The sequence below is a fragment of the Bordetella sp. genome, from assembly GCF_057362025.1.
In genome coordinates this window covers 61,412-78,336 of sequence record NZ_JBMQQZ010000105.1, presented here as the reverse complement: position 1 = coordinate 78,336, position 16,925 = coordinate 61,412, and the positions used below count along the sequence as shown (strand labels likewise).

The 16,925-nt window shown below is 62.9% G+C and carries 14 protein-coding genes and 1 other RNA gene; 9 read left to right on the top strand and 6 right to left on the bottom strand.

Features of this window, described 5'->3' with window-relative positions; translation table 11 throughout:
- Together ACO1P8_RS24330 and ACO1P8_RS24325 are read right to left on the bottom strand one after the other, a co-directional pair.
- Positions 1–567, bottom strand: a 567-nt coding sequence (locus ACO1P8_RS24330; RefSeq protein WP_486298411.1) for a P2 family phage major capsid protein, incomplete at its 3' end; no start/stop codon positions are given.
- Positions 568–621: 54 nt separating this feature from the next.
- Positions 622–1,434: a GPO family capsid scaffolding protein gene (locus tag ACO1P8_RS24325; RefSeq protein WP_486298410.1), complete on the bottom strand. Its 813-nt coding sequence runs from the start codon at positions 1,432–1,434 to the stop codon at positions 622–624.
- Positions 1,435–1,591: 157 nt separating this feature from the next.
- Between ACO1P8_RS24325 and ACO1P8_RS24320 the strand changes: the two genes are divergently transcribed.
- Positions 1,592–3,349 (top strand): terminase ATPase subunit family protein, encoded by a 1,758-nt coding sequence (locus ACO1P8_RS24320; RefSeq protein ID WP_486298409.1) that lies wholly within the window; start codon positions 1,592–1,594, stop codon positions 3,347–3,349.
- Positions 3,346–4,398 (top strand): phage portal protein, encoded by a 1,053-nt coding sequence (locus tag ACO1P8_RS24315; protein ID WP_486298408.1) that lies wholly within the window; start codon positions 3,346–3,348, stop codon positions 4,396–4,398. Before ACO1P8_RS24320 ends, ACO1P8_RS24315 begins: the two co-directional genes overlap by 4 nt.
- 664 nt (positions 4,399–5,062) lie before the next feature.
- Here the strand turns inward: ACO1P8_RS24315 and ACO1P8_RS24310 are convergent.
- Both ACO1P8_RS24310 and ACO1P8_RS24305 read right to left on the bottom strand, forming a co-directional pair.
- Positions 5,063–5,929 carry a DNA adenine methylase gene (locus tag ACO1P8_RS24310; RefSeq protein ID WP_486298407.1) on the bottom strand — a complete coding sequence of 289 codons (867 nt, stop codon included), beginning with the start codon at positions 5,927–5,929 and terminating at the stop codon, positions 5,063–5,065.
- Positions 5,930–5,978: 49 nt separating this feature from the next.
- Positions 5,979–7,352, bottom strand: coding sequence for a hypothetical protein (locus ACO1P8_RS24305; RefSeq protein ID WP_486298406.1), 1,374 nt, complete (start codon positions 7,350–7,352; stop codon positions 5,979–5,981).
- Positions 7,353–8,863: 1,511 nt separating this feature from the next.
- Between ACO1P8_RS24305 and ACO1P8_RS24300 the strand changes: the two genes are divergently transcribed.
- From ACO1P8_RS24300 to ACO1P8_RS24290, 3 genes are read left to right on the top strand one after another with little or no spacing between them, the layout of a single operon-like run.
- Positions 8,864–9,616 (top strand): metal ABC transporter ATP-binding protein, encoded by a 753-nt coding sequence (locus ACO1P8_RS24300; protein ID WP_486298405.1) that lies wholly within the window; start codon positions 8,864–8,866, stop codon positions 9,614–9,616.
- A complete protein-coding gene (locus tag ACO1P8_RS24295; RefSeq protein ID WP_094840732.1) occupies positions 9,613–10,485 on the top strand; it encodes a metal ABC transporter permease in 873 nt (290 codons plus the stop codon). The genes ACO1P8_RS24300 and ACO1P8_RS24295 overlap by 4 nt, the downstream gene beginning before the upstream one ends.
- Positions 10,486–10,507: 22 nt before the next feature.
- Positions 10,508–11,404: a metal ABC transporter solute-binding protein, Zn/Mn family gene (locus ACO1P8_RS24290; RefSeq protein WP_486298404.1), complete on the top strand. Its 897-nt coding sequence runs from the start codon at positions 10,508–10,510 to the stop codon at positions 11,402–11,404.
- A gap of 72 nt (positions 11,405–11,476) precedes the next feature.
- On the opposite strand, the gene ACO1P8_RS24285 is transcribed toward ACO1P8_RS24290, so the two are convergent.
- Positions 11,477–12,322, bottom strand: a complete 846-nt coding sequence (locus ACO1P8_RS24285; RefSeq protein WP_486298403.1) for a hypothetical protein — start codon at positions 12,320–12,322, stop codon at positions 11,477–11,479.
- A 253-nt stretch (positions 12,323–12,575) separates the two neighbouring features.
- Entirely contained in the window at positions 12,576–12,863 is a 288-nt protein-coding gene (locus ACO1P8_RS24280) for a hypothetical protein (protein WP_486298402.1), read from the bottom strand.
- A gap of 197 nt (positions 12,864–13,060) precedes the next feature.
- Between ACO1P8_RS24280 and ffs the strand changes: the two genes are divergently transcribed.
- The 4 genes from ffs to recR all read left to right on the top strand — a co-directional run bounded on the left by ffs (position 13,061) and on the right by recR (position 16,763).
- Positions 13,061–13,158: signal recognition particle sRNA small type (gene ffs / locus ACO1P8_RS24275), an RNA gene on the top strand.
- 85 nt (positions 13,159–13,243) lie between these two features.
- Positions 13,244–15,718 (top strand): DNA polymerase III subunit gamma/tau, encoded by a 2,475-nt coding sequence (gene dnaX, locus ACO1P8_RS24270; RefSeq protein ID WP_486298401.1) that lies wholly within the window; start codon positions 13,244–13,246, stop codon positions 15,716–15,718.
- Positions 15,719–15,769: 51 nt separating this feature from the next.
- On the top strand, positions 15,770–16,096 hold the full coding sequence (locus ACO1P8_RS24265; RefSeq protein ID WP_094840737.1) for a YbaB/EbfC family nucleoid-associated protein: 327 nt from the start codon (positions 15,770–15,772) through the stop codon (positions 16,094–16,096).
- Positions 16,097–16,154: 58 nt separating this feature from the next.
- The gene (gene recR / locus ACO1P8_RS24260; protein ID WP_486298400.1) at positions 16,155–16,763 is read left to right on the top strand and encodes a recombination mediator RecR; all 609 of its coding nucleotides are present in this window, start codon (positions 16,155–16,157) and stop codon (positions 16,761–16,763) included.
- Positions 16,764–16,925 lie beyond the last annotated feature (162 nt).

Below are 16,925 nucleotides of genomic sequence, written 5' to 3'. Positions count from 1 at the left end.
CGTGCCGCCGCCTGCGCCCGCGTTCAGGACCCGTTCGGCCGCGCGCTCGCGCAGCTTCTGCAACCAGCCTTTGTTCACGTCTTGCAGCAGCGGATTGGTGGCGATATCGGTGTCGGAGGCCACCGACACGCCGTTAAAGCCGATCATGATCCGGTCCAGCGCCTGGCGCTGAATGACGTTGTTGCGCACGCGGATCTGGAAATCCGGGAATCGTGCCCATTGGTCGAGCTGGGCATACTTGATGTGCGTGTCGAAGTTGGTCTGCACGCACTCGTAGCCATTGGAATCCATGGCGGTCAGGTCGCGCGTCTGGCGATCCTTGGTATCCGTGTTGGTGCGGCTCGCGGACGGGCCCGATACGCCCAGGCCGATCTTGTCGCCCTTCTGGTCCTGGACGAGTGGCATGTTGATCCGCTGCAGGAAGCTGGAGCTTTCCTGGATCTTCGTTTCCATCGTCTGTTGGACGGACGGTTCGACGCTAAAGGACTGCGTGGCGTTCTCGACGCCATTCAACGCCGCGACCTGCGACAGGTAGGCGTTGTAGAGTTTGCGGGTGGTGTTGCGCATGTTGGCTCCGTGCTAAGGGTGTCGGGTCGCTGTATGGGAGTGGGGACGCTGAAATCAGCAGTCGGTACGCACCAGGCCGTCGCCGCCCTTGGCGGGTGAGCGCGTGCCGGGGGTGCGGTCGGTGAGGTCGAGCTTGTCGGTCAGGGCCTTGAATTGCTCGGCGGTGACAAAGCCCGCTCCCATGCCGTTGACCTTGGCCACGAGCGCTTCGAGCGCGTCGGCGTGGTCCTTCTGCGTCTTGGCATAGGCCTCCCCGAAAGCGGTGAAGGCCTGAGCGAGTTCGGAGAGTTTCTCCGGCTGGCTCTTCGCAGTCATCGCCTTGAACATTTCCGTGATCTTGGCGAGCAGACCGGCGTCGCGGTCCGCTTCATCGTCGGAGAAATCGAATTCCACCGGAATGGCCGACGTGAATACCGTGTTCGGGTTGTGCTTGCGGCTCTTGAAAGGATGCACTTCCTCCGGGTGCTGGGCGCAGAACGCCAGCGCGTCGGTGCCCAGGCTCGCGGGCGTATCGGTGACGCCGAGGCCGAGGAGATAGGCCTTGCCAGTTTCCGCGAAATTGGGATCGACCTCGATGGAGGTGTAGATCTTCTGGCGATCCTTGTTCATGGCGATGAGTGCCGGCGTCGGATCGATCTGCGCCTGCAATATCAGTTTGCCGTCGTCACCTTCCTGGGTGCGCACGGCCGTCACGTCGCCGTAGGCCTTGAACGGGCTGTCGGGCAGCGTGCCACGCAGGTGTTCAAGCCAGACGCGCGCGCCGTACGTCTGGCGGTTGAAGGTCTCGGCGATTTGCTCCAGCCAGGCACGCAGAATCTTGCGGCCGTCCGTGGTTTGGCCTTCCTTGGCGACGGTAAACCATTTCATGATGTTTGCCTGTAGGTGGTGGATGGTCGGGGGTTCGGTAAGGGTGCGGTCATGGTGGACCGGGCAAACATCGCGCTCAATCGCTTGAGGTTGTTCCTGGGCCAATGACAAGGCGAGGCCACGCGCGCGCGCGGAAATGTCGGGCACGCTGACGGCTATGTTGGAAATGGCTCCCGATATCGATCCTCGACGCGCCGCGCGTAACCTGTACTGGATGGGTTGGCGCGTGTCGTCTATTGCCCGTCACCTGGGCGAGAAGCGCACGACCGTGCATAGCTGGAAGACCCGCGACAAATGGGACGCGGCGTCGCCCGTGGAGAAGGTCGAGAACGCGCTCGAAACCCGCTTGGCGGTATTGATCGCCAAGACGGAAAAGGACGGACGCGACTTCAAGGAAATCGACCTTCTGGGCCGGCAGCTCGAACGCACGGCCCGTGTTCGTCGCTTCGATAGCGGCGGCACCGAGGCGGAGCTGAACCCGAACCTGGAGCGGCGCAACGCCGCCCCTAAGCGCCGGCCCGAACGCAACGCGATCAGCGACGAGCAGGCGGCAAAGCTCCTCGCGGCTTTCAATGATTCGCTATTCGGCTACCAGAAGGCCTGGTACCGGGCGGGCGATCAGCGTACGCGCATGATCCTGAAATCCCGGCAGATCGGCGCGACCTGGTATTTCGCGCGGGAGGCGTTCATCGACGCCATGACGACGGGGCGCAATCAGATATTCCTGTCGGCCTCCAAGGCCCAGGCGCACGTTTTCAAGCAGTACATCATCCAGTTCTGTCGGGACGCGGCGGATGTGGACCTGAAGGGCGATCCTATCGTCTTGCCCAATGGGGCGCACCTGTACTTCCTGGGCACCAACGCGCGCACCGCGCAGAGCTATCACGGCAATTTCTATTTCGACGAATTCTTCTGGGTGCCGAAGTTCGGCGAGCTGAACAAGGTCGCCAGCGGCATGGCGCTGCATAAGCAGTGGCGCAAGACGTACTTCTCCACGCCGTCGAGCATTTCCCACGAGGCCTACCCGCTCTGGTCGGGCGACCAGTTCAACAAGCGCCGCGGTAAGCGGGAGCAGGCGAACATTGACGTGTCGCATGCGATGTTGAAAGGCGGCCTGCTCTGCGCGGACAAGGTATGGCGGCAGATCGTCACCATCCTGGACGCGGAGGCGGGCGGCTGCAACCTGTTCGACATCGACGAGCTGCGCAACTACGAATACAGCCCGGACCAGTTCGAGAACCTGCTCATGTGCAAGTTCATCGACGACACCGCGTCCGTGTTCCCGCTGGCGATGCTGCAGCCCTGCATGGTCGATGCCATGGTGGATTGGGTGGACGTGCAGTATTTCGCGGTGCGCCGCTACGGCTACTACCCCGTCGCCATCGGCTATGACCCGTCGCTATCGGGCGATTCGGCCGGCTGCGTGGTCCTCGCGCTGCCGCGCACGCCCGGCGGCAAGTTCCGGGTGCTGGACCGGCACCAATGGCGCGGGATGGACTTCGCAAAGCAGGCCGAGCGCATCAAGGAATTGACCCAGCAATACAACGTCATCGACATTGCCATCGACGCGACCGGCATGGGGCAGGGCGTCTACCAAATCGTGAAGCAATTTTTCCCGGCCGCGCGGCAGATCACGTACTCGCCGGAGGTCAAGACACGCCTGGTGCTTAAGGCGGGCGACGTGATGCGCAATCGCCGCCTGGAATGGGACGCCGGCTGGACGGACCTGGCGCAGTCCTTCATGGCGATACGCAAGACGCTCACGGCCAGCGGGCGCCAGGTGACGTATGACGCGGGTCGCGCGCAGGACACCGGGCATGCGGACCTGGCATGGGCCTGCATGCACGCACTGGACTATGAACCCTTGGAAGGCGCCACGGCCGAAAACCGTAGCCTTGTGGAGATATACGAATGACCCATCTTGTTGACGTTCGCGGCGCGCCGCTCCTCCAGGCCTCGGCGCCGGCCGGCGCGGGCAACGCTGCGGGCGTCGAGGCTTTCAGCTTCGGCGACCCGATTCCGGTCCTGGACCGGCGCGACATCCTCGATTACATCGAGTGCTTGGATAACGGCCGGTGGTATGAGCCACCCATCAGCTTCCATGGCCTGGCGAAGTCCTTTCGCGCGAGCACGCACCATAGCTCCGCGATCTATTTCAAGGCCAACGTGCTCGCGTCCACGCTGATACCGCATCGGCTGGTGACGCCCATGCTGGTCAAGGAACTGGCGGTGAACTATCAGACCTTTGGCAACGCCTACGTCGAGCGGCGCACCAGCATGACTGGCCGGGTGCTGTCGCTGCGCAACGCGCCGGCAAAATACACGCGTGTGGGCAAAGAGGATGGGCAGTTCTATTTCGTGCCGGGCGTGGCCGATGAACACGAGTTTGAAGGCGGATCGGTGTTCCACCTGAAAGAGCCCGACATTAACCAGGAAGTGTATGGCTTGCCGGAATACCTGAGCACCCTGCAATCGGCGTGGCTGAACGAATCGGCCACGCTCTTTCGGCGCCGCTACTACAACAACGGGAGCCACGCCGGGTTCATCCTCTACATGTCCGACGCGGCCAGCAGCACCGAGGATATCGACAAGGTGCGCGAAGCGATGCGCGCGGCCAAGGGGCCGGGGAACTTCCGGAACCTGTTCCTCTACGCGCCGGCCGGCAAAAAGGATGGCGTGCAGGTCATCCCAATCAGCGAGGTTGCGGCCCGCGACGACTTCTTCAACATCAAGAACGTGACGCGCGACGACATCCTGGCTGCGCACCGCGTGCCGCCGCAGCTCATGGGCATCGTGCCAGGCAATACGGGCGGATTCGGCGCCGTGCTGCCAGCCGCACATGTCTTCGCGCGCAATGAAATCGAGCCGCTGCAGGGCGTGTTCACGACGATCAACGCATGGCTCGGTGTCGACGCATTCCGGTTCAAACCTTACGTCGTGGAGACGGGCGAGAGCGCCGCATAGCACACCACTCGCGCACCCTCATGGACCCCGCCTTGCGCGGGGTTTTTTGCGTCCTTACCGTGGGGCTGATGGGAGCGTGGACCGTTGCGCCTGGCGCCCGGCTCGATAGGCGTGGCTTCGGCGAGGCAGGGCTCGCCATGCACCAAGTCCAGGGCGTCGGCTACGCCTCGAACGACTTCAGGGCGCCGGGGGTGGCGGACGGCCCGCTGCGCGCCATCGACCACGGCCACCAGAAGCCGCTGTAGGCGCCAGATCTCCCAGGCGAGGGCCTGGGCCTCAAGCGTCGGATTGCGCTCGTACAGCGCCCGGATACGGGCCGCACTGAGGGGGGGGCGAGGCGGCGGATCAAAAGAGGACATGGTGGCCTCCAAAAGACTGTATGGATACACAGTATCACGGCGATTTCACCCCCCTGGCGCGCGGTCATCCCCCCACCACGCCTGCTCGCTAAATAGCGCGGTTTTGACTCAATAGTGCGTCGGCGCGCCAGCCCATCGCGGCGCCGCGCGACGGGGCCGATGGCGTCCGCTAGGTCCGACGCAAAATGACGCAGCACGGTGGCGTATTTTGTTCGACGGGGTCTTGGACCCAGCGGTGCGAGGTTGTCCGCCGATTGGCTTGGCGGCCAGCTCTTCGGAGCAATGAACTTGATGGCTGGCAGACGCTAGGCGACTTTGGCGGCGGCGGGATTTGCTACGTCCGGGATCAAGAAGTTTTTGCTAAAGAACATGACCTCGGCGCCTTTGTATCGGTCCTGCGCGGAATAATTGATTCCGTACGATATCGTGGGGCACCCCCGATACATATCGACGATCTCCGGGGCATGGTCATATGAAACGATCCAAGGCAGCTTTAGGCTGCGTTTCACCAGTTTTGCAATAGCTTGATGATCGGCGTGGGTATAGTGATTCTCGTACAGTCCTTGGCCTTTGACGTAATAAGGCGGGTCGAGATAGACGAGCGTCTTCTTCGGAAGTTCAGGCAACACGGTTTTGATGAGATCGGCAGCATCAAGGTTGTAGAGCCTGATTCTCTTCTTGTACATGGCGATCTGTTCGACACGTCGGATCAGGTCTTCCCTGTTGAATCGAGCATCTAGCTTCCAGTGGCCCGTCTGCGCTTTGCCGCCGATTACACCTGCGAGGATGATCCCGGATCGATTAGTGCGATTGAGAAAGAAAGTGGAAAAGCCGAGGGAGAGCTTGTCCGTTGCGGTGGCTGGCAATTGCTGGACCGATTTCTGACGAAACCATTCTTCCATCGTGACCGGCGTGTCTCGTATCAAACGGCACAGGTCTTCAGTTCGATTCAAGACCGAGTGCCAGAACGCATGTACTGACCGATTGAGATCGTTCAGATGAATACGCGATGCGTACCCGTGCAAAAGCAGATTGATCGCGACCGCAGACCCTCCAGCATAGGGTTCGACGTAGTGACCGTCCAGCAGGTCATTCGCTTCAAACGCCAGCTTGATGAAGGGCGTTAATTTTCCCTTCCCACCAGGGTATCGAAGTGGAGTATTAAAGTGCATGCCAGGGTTCCGATTCGCTAAAGCAATGGCCCTATGGTAATAGGAGAATTCAAGGTTGGCCAGCCTGGCGAACAGCCCCCCACATTCGCTCCATCGTTAGTTGGATGTTGCTCCAAGAAATCTTGAGGCGTAGCGGCTCGGGATTCATCCACTCACTATGTACGTACGCGTTCAGCGTCACTGGAGAGATGAGGGAATTCTTGTCGGAAAGTTCGGTCTTGATGCTCGCGAGCTCCTTGTCCGTCATAGTTCCGCTGCTTTCGAGCCGCTGGAGTGCCAGCGTTAGCTTATTGAATAGTGTGTCTTTCTTCGACGCATGGAGCGAAGCCTTCTGGCTGCGAAGATATGTGTCCACGGATAGTTCGATGAACACCCTGAATAGAACGGAGTCAGCGTGGCGGTACGTGGTTACATCGAGTTTTTTCAGCTCTGTAAAAATGTCGTTGATCTTCCCTGCAGGTAGTTCCAAGCGGAACTTCTTCGGAACTAAATTGACTTGATCGTCAGTTGAAGGAGTAGTGCGGATGGCGGGGGGGCGTGCGGTCTTCGTGGCCGCGACCGGCTTCCCGCCCTCGATCTTCCAGGGCTTTGTTGCTTTCTTCTTCGCTGGATGTTTGGCGAGGATCTGGGCAATGAATATGCCGCGTTTTTCTGCGGAGTCAATCAATCTCTCGGTGAACTTCTCATCGCCGTGTTTGCCCGTTGCGATAGTTTTAACTACGTCAGTGAACACGTCGCGCACCCACTCTTTATTGGCTCCCGACGACAGCTTGCCCGAGGCTAACGATAGATCAGTGGCTTGCTGCAATTCGCGCGTCGTGGCGAGCCGTTGCAGTGTGGTGAGGTTGAACGAGGCGCCTTCGAGCTCGCTTCGTATCTCGCTATCCAGAGATGGGTCCGTGAGAACGAATTCAATGATGTCGAGGTCCGGCCGTGGAATCCCCTGCGCGACATCTGCTCGTGCCTTCGCCATGGCTGTCCAGTGCTCAGTTCCAGCACCGTTGAGTCCATTCGCATGCTTTCGATTTATCCACACTAGCGCCGCAGCTTTGCTGGGTGCTACTACGCATTCGAGAACCTTCGGGATGGCGTCGCCGTGTTTGTTGTGCAGTCGGTTGAAGGCGCTGAAGAGAGTGGTGTCTCTGGCAAGCTCCGGCTGCATCATTAACTGGATTGCGGTCAGTCGACGGTTGCCCTCAATTACGGTGTAGTTCTCGTTGCCGTCATTGGCATCTATGACCATTGGAAGGTCGAAAGGATTGAGACCTATCGCAACAATGTCCTCTGCCAGCTTGACGAGCTTTCGTCCTTGCTCGGTGATGATGGCATCACGTGCGCCCTTCTGGCTGGTCTGTTTGACGATGCGATAGTTTTCAAGATCGAGCAATAAGTTGCCGACGCTGATCCCAAGCCTGCTGAACATAGTCTCACCCTCCGATTGAAGTAGTCCCAATCGTACTATGCGTGCAACAACACATTACGGGTTGTAGCAGTGGAAATCTGAGCCTATTCGGGCCAGCTGGCACTCGGCGTATGTAGGTTTTGAGCCATGGAATCCGGTTGCAACCGGGACCCGTGAGGGGCACGAGGGTTTGCCCGTAATCAAAGGGCCGATTGTCCTCAGATCGCGGGAGGGGTCGGGAAAAGCCTAACCTCCCTAACCGGCTCCCCAAAACCACCGTAAGTCATTGAAAAATAAATAATAATGTAGTTAGGGTTAAAACCTAACCTGACCTAACCGAAAGCCTAACCGAATTGTAAGTAATTGACTTATAAGGAATTCTGTTTATCTTGAGGTCAGGGTGCATAAACCTAACCTGGTTAGCTATTGGTTAGAAAAAGGTTAGGTTTTGCGAAAAGCCGGAAACCCGCATGAATAGAGGCTTTCCGGCCGATCCTCTGATCCCGGTTAGGAAGGTTAGGTTATTCCCGACCCGTCCTCAAAAATCTCCGGACGGCCAGATTCGGCGGTTTTCGAGGCGTTTCTGCGTGTCGTTCGTCCATGCGCTCGGCTGGGTGCGTGGATGTGTCGGCAGGGGTATGCCGAGCCCGCCAGCACAGGGGGGCCGGCAGTGGGATGCCGGCTCCGATCGGGGACCGGGGGAACATGCGGCGGACGCCGGCATGCGGTGGTACCGGTGGCGGCGGCCTGGTGGCCAGCGGCCGTCGGATCGCCTGGTGCCCATCGCGCGCGCAACCAGGCTGGCCATGCTGACCGTGAAGAAAAACAGAGGGGACGATGCGGAGGGAACTACTACAGAACTACTACAGCAAACCCGCAAAAGCTAGTATCCATGCGGGTTTCCGGCTTGTAGCGTTCGCCGTTAACTACGGCGAGACGTGCTTTTCCCGGGCTGGCGAGCCCCCGGCTGCCGGTCTTTTATGGCGCCCTTGCTTCGCGTTTAGGAGCAACGAGCGGCCGGGCCTGGAACGGCGGGGGCCGGGCACGTTGGCGCTAGCTGGGAAGCCAGTCCTAACGCCTTGATTTTCCGGGCTAAGTGCGGCCGAAACTATATCATGAATCGCCGTCGCGCTCGGCGTCGGCTGCCTTGCGGCCTGACGTGGCGCGGGTGCCTGACGCGATGGTCGGACACGGCTCGCCGGCGGGTCTGGCCGGCGCGGGAAGGGTGAAGGGGCGTGCCGGTCGTTTGCGCCAGGTCTGCTCCAGCTTCTCGTCAGATTGGTAATGTTATAACATTACTGGACGACCGCCTCTTCCATCCACCTCTTTTTCCATCAGCGTCTTTTCCTCTTCTTCGTGCAGCCCTGTCCCTCCTGGGCTGCCATCGCCATGCAGCCCTCAGAGCATTCCGCGCAACGCCACCTGGTCTACCAGCGATCTTTTCTGGCTCGGCCGGCCGTGTACCGCTTGTTGTGCGTGTCGACCGTTCTTTGCGGCTTGTGGCTGGCGATTGCCTGGGCGGTGGCGCTGCCATGACGGGCCACGCCATCCGCTTGTCCGACGTCACCCTGGCGTACGACCGGCGTCCTGCCGTGCGCCATCTATCAGGGGTCTTTTCGCCGGGTAGCCTGACCGCGGTCGTCGGACCGAACGGCGCCGGCAAGTCGACGCTGCTCAAGGCATTGATGAAAGAGGGATGCCACATCGACGGGCTTATCGATCGCGGCACGCTCAGGACAGAGGACTTCGGGTACCTGCCGCAGGCGAGCACGATCGAAAGGCAGTTCCCGCTTACGGTGGCCGACGTCGTGCTGCTGGGCGCCTGGCGGCGCATCGGACCCTTCCGGGGCGTGACGCGGGCCATCGCCGAAGAGGCGGCAGATGCGCTGGCTGCCGTGGGCCTGGATGGCTACGAGCGCCGCCGGGTCGGGTCGCTGTCGGGCGGGCAGATGCAGCGCGTGCTGTTTGCGCGGCTCCTGCTTCAGGATGCCAAGGTCGTCCTGCTGGACGAGCCTTTTACCGCCATCGACGCCGCCACGACGCGCGACCTGTTGGACATCGTGCGGCGCTGGCACGGCGACGGCCGCACCGTTATCGCCGTGTTGCACGACTTCGAGCTGGTGCGCTCGTATTTTCCTGAAACGCTGCTGATCTCCCGCCGCCCGCTCGCCTGGGGGAAAACAGAGGATGTCATGACACAGGAAAACCTGCTGCGCGCGCGCGGCCTGGGCTTGCCGGAGTCCTGCGAGGAGAATGCCGGCGTGTGCGGGGAGGCAAGGGCATGAGCCTGTATTCGGCGGTCGTGCTTCCCTTCGCGGAATATGGATTCATGCGCCGCGCCTTGGTGGCCTCGGTTGCCCTGGGACTGGGAGCGGGGCCCGTCGGGGTGGTGTTGATGCTGCGACGGATGAGCCTGGTGGGCGATGCCATGAGCCATGCCGTGCTGCCGGGCGCCGCGATCGGGTTTCTTGTCTCCGGCGGGTTGTCCCTGTTCGCGATGGGAATCGGCGGCGTCATCGCGGGATTGAGCGTCACCTTGCTGTCGGGCGTGGTCAGCCGCGGAACTGCCCTCAAAGAGGACGCCAGTTTCGCCACGTTCTACCTTGCTTCCCTGGCGCTGGGGGTGCTGATCGTATCGCTGCGCGGATCGAACATCGACCTGCTGCACGTGTTGTTCGGCACCATCCTGTCTATCGACCGGGATGCCATCTTCATGGTCGGGGGTATCGCGTCCTTCACGCTGGTCGCGTTGGCCCTGGTCTATCGGCCGCTGGTCGCCGAATGCTTCGATCCTGGCTACCTGCGCTCGGTCAAGGGGCATGGGGCGTTCTACCACCTGCTATTCCTGTTCCTGCTGGTCGTCAACCTGGTGGCCGGCTTCCAGACGCTGGGCACGCTTATGGCGGTCGGCATGATGATGCTGCCCGCGGCGGTTGCGCAGCTCTGGGGCAGGACGCTGACCGCGATGGCCATGATCGCCGCCGCGGTGGCCGCATTCTCGGGGTTCCTGGGATTGTTGCTGTCCTATCACCTCGAACTCGCATCGGGCCCGACGATCATCCTGGTGATCAGCGGGATCTACGTCTTGTCGCTGCTGGGAGCGCCGTCGGGCATTCTGGCGCGACGGTTAAAGCGTCCGCGCCTGGCGGGCTGATTCAGAGCAAAGGAATGTCGGCATGATAGGAAAACGCGTATTGCGCACGGCGGTCGGTAGCGCCGTCATCTTCTTCGCGGCGATGAACGGGGCGGCTGCAAAGACTATTGACGTCGTCGCCAGTTTTACGGTGTTGGCCGACGTGGTGAAGCATGTCGGGGGCGACCACGTCGCCGTCAGGAGCCTGGTGCCGCCGAACGGCGATCCGCACGACTTCGAGCCGTCGCCCGCCGATGCCAGGAGGGTAGGCGCGGCCGCCGTCACCTTTATCAGCGGCGAAGGCCTGGAAACCTGGTTCCAGCGGTTGGCGAAGGCAGCCGGCGCCAAGGCGCCGCCGGTGGTCGTATCGCAAGGAATCGAAACGCATACCTTCGACGAGGACGGCAAGCGCGTCATCGATCCTCATGTGTGGAACAGCATTCCCAACGTCCTGGTCTGGGTCGGCAACATCGAGCGGGCCCTGGCCAAGGCCGACCCGGACGATGCGCCTGCCTTCCAGCGCAACGCCGATGCGTATCGTGCACGCTTGCGGGCGCTGGACGCGGCTATCCGCGCGGACCTGGCGGCCGTGCCGGCCGAACGCCGCAAAGTGTTGACCAGCCACGATGCCTTTGGCTACTACGGCAAGACATACGGGGTGCAGTTCCTCGCGCCGCAGGGCTTGTCGACCGAGACCGAAGCCTCGGCCGCCGACGTCGCCAAACTGATCGAGCAGATCAACAAGGAGCACGTTCGCGTCTATTTCTTCGAGAACTCGAACGATCCGCGACTGGTGGAGCAGATCGCCAAGGCGACGGGGGCCCGGCCGGGTGGCGAACTCTATCCCGAGGCATTGTCGGACTCGAAGGGCCCCGTGCCGACCTACGAAAAGTTGATGCGATTCAACACCGATCAGATCGTGAAGGCCATTTCGAAGTAAGCGTGGCCGGTTGGCCGCGCCTACCGGACGCAGCCTGTGCCGCCTGGGGCCAACAGGCCGTTAACGCAGCCCTTAGGCCATTTGCCACGTGCCCAGTACCTTGCCCTGGGCTTTGTCCTGGGTGGACGCGGGGGCGGCATCTTGGTGTAGCGGTTGCGCAAAAGGAGCCAGGATTTCTTTCAGTTTGTCGGCCATGGCGCGGGCCTGCGGCTGTACCGATTCGACCGCCTTCTGCAGTCTTTGCTCGTCCGGCGCGCCGCTACCGCGGGATTTGGACAGATGTTCCATCATGGGGAAGGGGTCTCTTCCCCGGCCCACCGCGATCTCGCAATTGCGTTTGACCTCGCTGGAGTAGAGTTCGAGAAATTCAGCTGAGTATCCCGACGTGCTCGGCCCTTCGGCGTTTTGCATATTGCGCAGGACTGCGTCGATCATTTCCATGGTTTCGATGACCTGCGCTTCTTCATGGACCCCACGCTGCATGAGGAGAAGCTTGGCGTCGGCCAGCAGATTGGCCATTTGCCCCTTCGCGGTTTCGCGCGTCGAAACAAGGTTGTCCAGCGTCTGCTGCATGTTTGCCTTCACCGTCTCGTCCAGGAACGGCTGCTGGAGTATGAAACCCAGCGACGCGATGGCGGACTCGTTGTGCTTGGCGACCTCGCCGCCGTAGTACGCCAGATCCGAAACCTGCATTCTTTTGTCAGGGTTGGCGGGATCCGCATAAATGCGTTCGGCCACGCACATGACGCGGTCCGCGTCATAGGTGGGTTTTCCCGATACCCCACGGGCATAGAGAAACGACCGGTCTTCCTTCGGGATAAGTTGCAACTCCGCGTCGTCCTGGTTTCGTTGTGCCAGATACGCCGGGTCGCGACTGAACACGATGGCATTTACCAATGAATTTCCGCTGATGGTCATATTTGAAATCTCCATGTGGCTATTGATCCGGGAGCCGGTCAATACGGGCCGTTCGTGCACAGCGTGGCCTGGCGGTTCCAGCCCGTCCCTATTTGTGTTGCATTGCGGACGGGATTACCGCCGGGACCTTGCGAATGCCGCGGGGATCGGGCAATCGCGAAACGGATGGGACGCCGAAGTCTCGCCGCGTATGCGCCGCATGCAGGCCGGCATGGGGGAATAACCATGCCGGCGCACAGAGCCCCGGATGGCGTTATGCCTTTTGCCACCGGGTCGAAAATTCACCCGGCATTTCGTCCCGCAATTTCCTGGCGTCGCCGGGCGTCTCGTCCGGACGCGAAATCTGCGCATAAGGGCGCAGAATATTCTTCGGCTCTTCGGCCATGAAACGGGCCTGCGGCCGGATGGATTCCGTCGCACGTTCGAATTTCTTATCGAATGATTCAGCCGTTCCGTGGCAGTGCGGTAATTGATTTGTCAGGGGATACGGGTGTCGGCCGTTTCGATCACTTCGATGGCTCGGCGGCTTGCGCTTGGCCATCGACGCCCCGTCGAGCGGCCACGGGTTTGTCGGTCCTTATCGACGTCAGGGCGGCCGATGCGGGTTGCGATCGACTCGGGGCTTCGTGGCGACGGGTGGCCGGATGGCTTTTGTGTCCCTCATTTATTTGCCTATGCGATGCGATTGCCTGGCGCTGCTTCGGCGCATGGGTGTCGCGACCTGCTAGAATCTCGACTGGCGGGCCCCTTCGCATGGTCCGGCGGTGAACCTGGTCAGGTCGGGAACGAAGCAGCCATAGCCGTTTAGGGTCAGTGCCGGAGTAAGGCTCGCCTTCCGCATACGCCAGAAAGGACGGATCAGGTGCCCGGCATCGTTCCGTCCTTTCTTGTTCTGCGCGCCGCCCGCTCTACAATCCACCCATGACCTATCTCGTATTGGCCCGTAAGTGGCGGCCTCGCTCGTTCGATACCCTGGTCGGGCAGGATCATGTGGTGCGTGCCCTGACGCACGCGCTGGATACCCAGCGGCTGCATCATGCCTGGCTGTTCACCGGCACCCGCGGGGTCGGCAAGACCACGCTGTCGCGCATCCTGGCGAAGTCCCTCAATTGCGAAACGGGCGTCACGTCCAAGCCGTGTGGCGTGTGCCAGGCATGCACGGAAATCGATTCCGGCCGCTTCGTCGATTACCTCGAGCTGGATGCGGCCTCCAATCGCGGCGTCGATGAAATGACGCAATTGCTGGAGCAGGCGGTATACGCCCCAGGGGCGGGGCGCTTCAAGGTCTACATGATCGACGAAGTGCACATGCTCACCGGCCATGCCTTCAACGCCATGTTGAAGACGCTGGAAGAGCCGCCGCCGCACGTCAAGTTCATCCTTGCGACCACCGATCCTCAGAAGATTCCGGTCACGGTGCTGTCGCGTTGCCTGCAGTTCAACCTGAAGCAGATGCCGCCCGACTCCATCGTCGGCCATTTGCGCCAGGTGCTGGGCGACGAACAACTGGCCTTCGAAGTGCCGGCGTTGCGGTTGATCGCCCAGGCCGCTTCCGGCTCCATGCGCGATGCGTTGTCCCTGACCGACCAGGCCATTGCGTACAGCGCGGGCAACCTCACCGAGGAAGCCGTGCGAGGCATGCTGGGTACCATCGACCAGCGGCACCTGGTGCGCCTGCTGGACGCGCTCGGCGCTGGCGATGCGCCGGCCGTGCTGGCCGTGGCGGATGAGCTGGCGACCCGCGGGCTGTCGTATGGCGGTGCCTTGGCGGACCTGGCGGGGCTATTGTCGCGGGTCGCCATCGAGCAGCGCGTGGCGGGCGCCATCTCGTCGGACGATCCGCTGGCGGGCGATATTGCTCGCCTCGCGCGCAGCCTGCATCCCGACGCGGTGCAGCTTTTCTATTCGGTCGCCGTGCACAGCCGAGGTGAACTGGCACTTGCGCCGGACGAATACGCCGGCTTCGTGATGGCCTGCCTGCGCATGCTATCCCTGAGCGGAGAGGCCGGGCCGCAATCCCTGCCGGCCATGTCACCGGCGTCGAGCACGGCAGGCGCTACGGCATCCGCCGCGGCGGCCGCGCCCGTTGCGGCAGCCGCACCGGTCGAGCCGCGCGGGACCGCTGCGCAGCCCGCATCCGCCGCCTCGCATGTTTCCGTTGCGCCGAGGGCCGGCGACACATCGAACGGTGCCTCCGTATCGAACGGTGCCTCCGTATCGAACGGTGCCTCCGTATCGAACCCTGGCTCCGCATCGGATGCAACGGCGGCCGCATCGACGGCGTCGGCGGCATCGATTGCTCCGGCTGAGCCGGTCGCACCGATGGCAGCGGCCGCCGCGACGCCATCGAACCGATCGACGACGCCCAGCGTATCGGACCCGGATGCCGGTTCGGCGTCGGCCGCTACGGCCGGGGCCGCGGTCGCCGCTTCCACCGGTTCTTCCGTGCCGGCGGCAGCGGACACTGCCGCTTCCGCCGCCGCGTCCGCGCCGGCGACGCCAGCGTCCGTGCCCTCGTCCGTCACAGTCTCAGCCGAGCCCGCGTCTGCTGGCGGGCTCGCCGAGCCCGCGGCCGGAACGGCGATGAGCCGACCGGAGTCGACAACGCCTTCGGCCGGCGCGGCCGCCCTGGCGGTGACACCGCCCGCCGCTTCCTCCTCCCCCGCGCCCGTGCCGGCAGCCGGCATCGCCCCATGGGACGATGCGCCGGAATCCACCTCCGGCCACGCCGCAAGTCCCGACGCGGCGCCTCGCAGCGCGCCGCGCGATGACGATGCGCCGCCCGCATGGGTCGATGAAGTCATTCCCGACGACGCGGAAGGCGGCTACGGGCCCTCCGGCCCCGATGACGGGGGCTTCATTGCAAGCCCCGACGATGACGATTTCGAAACCTTGGCGACGACGACGGGCGCTCGTGCGCCCGCGGTGCGGGATGCCGCGCCGGTGCGCCCCGCGCGCGCTGCCGGCGCCCGGGCTCGCCAGCGGCCGCGCGTGACGGATATGTCCGAGGCCACCTGGCCGGAACTGGCCGCGCGCCTCCCGGTGACCGGCCTGGCGGCCGAGTTGGCCCGGCAGAGCGAGTGGCACGGCGTGCAGGGCGATACCGTTATGCTTCGCGTCGCCGTCCGCACGCTGGCCGACAGCGCCAGCCGCGTGCGCCTGCAGACGGTGTTGTGCGAGCACTTCGGCCAAAGTTTGCGGCTGGATGTCCTGGTGGGCGCCACCGGCGATGCCACCGCGCACGCGGTGGCGCAGCACGAGCGCGCGGAACGGCAGCGCGCCGCCGAGGCCGCGGTCGAGGCCGACCCCTTCGTGCGTTCCCTGCTGGCGGATTTCGGCGCCCAGGTCGTGCCCGGGTCCATTCGCCACGTCGATCCACCGGCGGCGCCTCGTTAGGCGTCCACGCCACCCTCAATTTATTTATCCGCTGAAAAGGATGCTTCCATCATGATGAAAGGACAATTGGCCGGGCTGATGCGTCAGGCCCAGCAGATGCAGGAAAACATGAAGAAGGCGCAGGAAGCGCTGGCCGACATCCTGGTCGAAGGGACGTCCGGCGGCGGCCTGGTCAAGGTGACCATGTCGTGCCGCAACGACGTCAAGCGCATCGTGATCGATCCTTCGCTGGTCGGCGACGATAAGGACATGCTGGAAGACCTGGTCGCGGCCGCCTTCAACGATGCGCTGCGCAAGGCCGAAGCCACCGCCCAGGAAAAAATGTCTTCGGTGACGGCCGGCATGCCCATGCCGCCGGGAATGAAGTTCCCGTTCTGAACAGCCGGCGCGCCGGCGGCGCACGCGTCACGCGTGCCGGCCGGCGTCCGCATGTCCCATGGATCCTTCCCTTCCCGAACCCGAACCCCTGCGCGCGTTGATCGAGGCGCTGCGGCGCCTGCCCGGCGTGGGCGTGCGTTCGGCCCGGCGCATGGCGTATCACCTGCTGCAGCACGATCCGCGCGGTGCGGACCTGCTCGGCCAGGCCCTGGCGTCGGCGGTGCACAACCTGCGGCATTGCGCCCGCTGCAACAACTTCACTGAAGAGGATATCTGCGCTACGTGCAGCAATCCCAAGCGCGATCCCTCCCAGTTGTGCATCGTCGAAACGCCCGCGGACTTGAACATGATCGAGTCCAGCCACGGCTATCGCGGCCTGTACTACGTGCTGATGGGCCGGGTTGCTCCCCTGGAAGGCATCGGGCCGCGTGAACTGGATTTCGAGCGCCTGTTGACACGCGCGACCGATGGCGCCGTGACGGAGGTCATCCTGGCGACCAATTTCACGGCGGAGGGCGAGACCACCGCGCATTTCCTTGGCGAGTCTCTGCGCGAACGCGGCCTGTCCGTGACGCGCCTGGCCCGGGGAGTGCCCGCCGGCAGCGAGCTCGAGTACGTGGACGCGGGGACGATCGCGTGGGCCTTGATGGAGCGCAAATCCACCTGACCGCCGTGAGTCTGTCGATTTCGCGACCGGCGGGCCGCGACCGCATCGCTCGAGGCGGCCGTGCCCCTCGCGCCGCCCGGCTCGACAGCCGAAGCGCATAGAAGCAAAAACCTCAGCAGGCCGGGTCGGCCGACCCGCGCCCCAGCTGGCGAAGACAACGGA